Annotated in this window: 3 protein-coding genes and 1 pseudogene; 2 read left to right on the top strand and 2 right to left on the bottom strand. The window is 63.9% G+C overall.

Annotated features, from left to right (window positions below; translation table 11 throughout):
• The first annotated feature begins 163 nt into the window (after positions 1-163).
• A complete protein-coding gene (locus HMPREF9538_RS12640) occupies positions 164-919 on the top strand; it encodes a VOC family protein (protein WP_009485253.1) in 756 nt (251 codons plus the stop codon).
• Positions 920-928: 9 nt separating this feature from the next.
• Here the strand turns inward: HMPREF9538_RS12640 and HMPREF9538_RS12645 are convergent, their stop codons facing one another.
• Positions 929-1873: an AraC family transcriptional regulator gene (locus HMPREF9538_RS12645; protein ID WP_004176212.1), complete on the bottom strand. Its 945-nt coding sequence runs from the start codon at positions 1871-1873 to the stop codon at positions 929-931.
• Positions 1874-1978: 105 nt separating this feature from the next.
• Here HMPREF9538_RS12645 and HMPREF9538_RS12650 point away from each other — a divergent pair, with 105 nt between their 5' ends.
• On the top strand, positions 1979-3217 hold the full coding sequence (locus HMPREF9538_RS12650; RefSeq protein WP_009485252.1) for an MFS transporter: 1239 nt from the start codon (positions 1979-1981) through the stop codon (positions 3215-3217).
• Here HMPREF9538_RS12650 and hpxE read toward each other — a convergent pair.
• A pseudogene (hpxE, locus tag HMPREF9538_RS0127790) lies at positions 3194-3504 on the bottom strand (molybdenum cofactor-independent xanthine hydroxylase subunit HpxE); the annotation flags it as partial. The gene HMPREF9538_RS12650 and the pseudogene hpxE sit on opposite strands and share 24 nt — an antisense overlap.

The raw sequence follows: 3504 nt of genomic DNA, 5'->3' as shown, positions 1-3504 counted from the left end.
GGTTCTTTGCCCGCCGTTTCATCGCCTGTCAGATGCGACATACCGCGTTGATATAAATCACTTATCCAGCTTTCGATATATTTAATTCTTGTTTGCCATTCCCTTCACCCCAGCACTATCTTTTGCCGCAGGCGCCTGACCAGGCACAATCGCGGGAGAGATCATGGCAACCTTGCAGTGGGACCACGCAGTACAGTTTGTGAATCAGCCGGAAGCGGCGATTGAAATCTTTGCCGGGCAGCAGCTGCGGGCGGTGGCCGGAGGGCGGCATCCGGGGTGGGGAACCCGCAATGCGCTGAGCTATTTTGGCCTGACCTATATCGAATTCCTCGCCATTGCCGACCCGGACGAACTGCGCGCCGCGACGGACAAATTCCTCCTTTCGCGCGACGCCGCACGGCTGCTGCCGGAGAATGAGGCGCTGTTTCGGATGGCGCTGCGCAGCGACGACATCGACGCCACCTATGACCAGTTGCGTCGTACAGGGGTGACAGTGTCACCGATTGTCGATGGCCAGCGCAACGATCCGCAGGGCAATATCATCCGCTGGCGGATCTTCACCATCGATGGCGACACTGACGGGCTGGTCTATCCCTTTGTGCTGCAGTGGGAAGAAGACGACGCCACCCGGCTGACGCGGCTGCGCGCCCAGAGGCTGGACGCGCCGCATCCGCTGGGCGACATTACGCTTGAGCAGGCGGTGTTCGAGGTGGTCAATCCGCAGGCGGTGCGCGATCGCTGGCAGGCGCTGCTGGGCTTTCCGCCACTGGGGGAGCAGGGACTGGACGTGGGAGGCCAGCAATTTATCTTCCGTGAAGGGGCTGCCAACCAGCTGACCGAACTGGTGTTCCGCGTCGCCAACCCGGCGCTTAAGGGGCAGCGCTTTCGTGTCGGCAACGGCGTGTATCGCTTTACATAAAGGCTGACTCTAGCGTGCCGTGGCGCGCAGGGCTCCCGGCGGCTGGCCGGTGATGCGTTTGAAGGCCCGGCTGAAGGCCGCCAGCGATTGATACCCGAGGCTGAAGGCGACTTTTTCCAGCGCCTGGCCTTCATGGGTGATGTACTGCACCGCCAGCCGCATACGCAGCTCGGTGAGATAGCGGGCGGGGGTGGTGCCGGTGGCGGCGAGAAAACGTTCCGCGAACAGCGAGCGTGAAAGACCCGCCTCCCGCGCCAGATCTTCCACTTTCCAGTTGACCCCCGGGCGCTGATGCATGGCGTAGATCGCTTTCGCCAGCCGGGGATCGCGCAGGACCTGTACCCAGCCGGTGGCGTTGCCGCACCCGCACGCTACCCAGCCGCGGACAATCAGCGCGGCCACCACGTCCGCCAGCCGGGCGAGGATCCCGGCATAGCCTGCCTGGCGGGTGAGCGATTCCCGCTCCATCGCCGCCAGCAGCGGCTGGATCTCCGGCCAGGTATTAAGCAGGCTGCTGACCCGCATCACCTCCGGCATGGCCTTGACCAGCGGCTGCATGCCGCCGAGCTCAAAGTCCATACAACCGCTGAAAATGACGGCGCGCTCCGGGCAGTCAGGCTGGTCGCCAGCGTTGATACAACTTACCGTGCTGCACACCGTTTCGCTGGGCAGCTGCGCCACATTGACCACCGTGGCCTGCGGATCTGAGAGCAGGGCGTGCCCGTCGCCGTTAGGAATAAACAGCGCATCGCCGCTCTCGAGGGTGAACTGTTCTCCGCTGGCCATGCGCAGCAGCACCGGCCCGCGGCTGATGAAATGGAACTGGGCTTTACCCGCCACGGCGCTAAAGCCGACGCCGAACGGGCGTGCGGTTTCGATGCGCCGGTAGTTAACGCCGGAGAGGCGCATACCGCGCAACAGTTCGCTGGTCAGGTCGATGGCAGGCTGGCTCATGGTAATTCCGGACGAATAATCAATAACTGAAGAGTATGCATCATATATCGTCCGAAAGTAAGTCCCTAAGATGACCAGGATGTTAATAAACCTGGAGAGTTGTATATGAGTTCCTGCATAGCTGCTGACGCGAGCCTGTCTCCCGCCAAACCTGCCTGGCGCGCCGTCTATGCCCTGGCCCTCGGGGTGTTCGGCCTGATCGTGGCCGAGTTTCTGCCCGCCAGCCTGTTAACGCCGATGGCCAGCAGCCTCGGCGTCAGTGAAGGGATGGCCGGACAGGCGGTCACCGCAACGGCGCTGGTGGCGTTAGTTACCGGCCTGCTGATCGCCACCGCCACCCGCAATATCGATCGCCGCTGGGTGCTGATGTTCTTTTCCGTACTGCAGATAGTCTCCAGCCTGATGGTCGCTTTTGCCGATTCGCTGGCGTTTCTCCTGCTGGGCCGTCTGCTGTTGGGGATCGCCATCGGCGGCTTCTGGGCGATGTCCACCGCCACGGCGATGCGTCTGGTGCCGGCGGCCCATGTGCCAAAGGCGCTGGCGATCATCTTTTCCGCGGTGTCTGTCGCCACGGTGGTGGCCGCGCCGCTCGGCAGCTACCTCGGGGAGCTGATCGGCTGGCGCAACGTGTTTATTCTCTGTGCGATACCCAGCCTGCTGGCGCTGCTCTGGCAGCTGTGGGTGCTGCCTTCCATGCGCCCGGAGAGCGTCGGGACCTTCTCCACGCTGTTCAGGGTGCTGCGCCGTCCCGGTATGCTGGGCGGCATGCTGGCGACGATCCTGATTTTCAGCGGCCATTTCGCCTTCTTTACCTACCTGCGGCCGTTCCTTGAGATCGTCGCGCAGGCCAGTATCGAAGGGGTTTCGCTGATATTGCTCGGCTTCGGTGTCGCTAACTTTATCGGCACTTCGGTGGCGAGCTATCTGCTGAGCCGTAGCCTGCGCCTGACCCTGGCGCTGGTGCCGTTGATGATGAGCGTTCTGGCGCTGCTGATGGTGACGTTTGGCCATCTGACCGTGCTGGCCGGGCTGCTGGTCGCCCTGTGGGGATTTGCCTTCGGCCTGGTGCCGGTGGCCTGGTCCACCTGGCTTGCCACCACCGTGCCGGATGAAGCAGAAAGCGCGGGCGGTCTGCTGGTCGCCTCTATTCAGCTGGCCATCAGCGCCGGGGCCGCCGGCGGCGGGGCGGTGTTTGATTTGCACGGCGCCAGCGGCGTCTTCACCGGCAGCGGTCTGCTGCTGTTGAGCTCGATGGTGATTGTCTTCGCCGCCGTACGGGTGAAACCGGTCGCCCGCGCCGACCAGCCGGTGACGGGCCGCTTATCCCGCGAGATCGATAACTAAATTGGCCGACAGGCTGCGGGAGCAGCACAGCGCAATATGCTGCTCTGCGGCCTGTTTTTCCGCCTCCGACTGCACGGTATCCCGGTGGTCGACGGTTCCCTCGCGTACCGGCGTCAGGCAGGCGCCGCAGATCCCCATCTCGCAGGAGAGCGGCACCGCGACGCCATGCTCCTGCAGCACCTGGGCGATGGTTTTGTCCCCCGGCACCGGCCAGCGCTCCCCGGTGGAGGCGAGGGTGATGGTGAAGGTTCCGTCCGCCCCCCCCCCCCCCCCCCGCGGGGGGGGGG

The sequence above is a fragment of the Klebsiella sp. MS 92-3 genome (assembly GCF_000195655.1).
In the GTDB taxonomy this organism is placed as follows: Bacteria; Pseudomonadota; Gammaproteobacteria; order Enterobacterales; family Enterobacteriaceae; genus Klebsiella; species Klebsiella pneumoniae.
The sequence above is the reverse complement of the archived record's forward strand: the minus strand, read 5'-3'. Positions and strand labels throughout refer to the sequence as shown.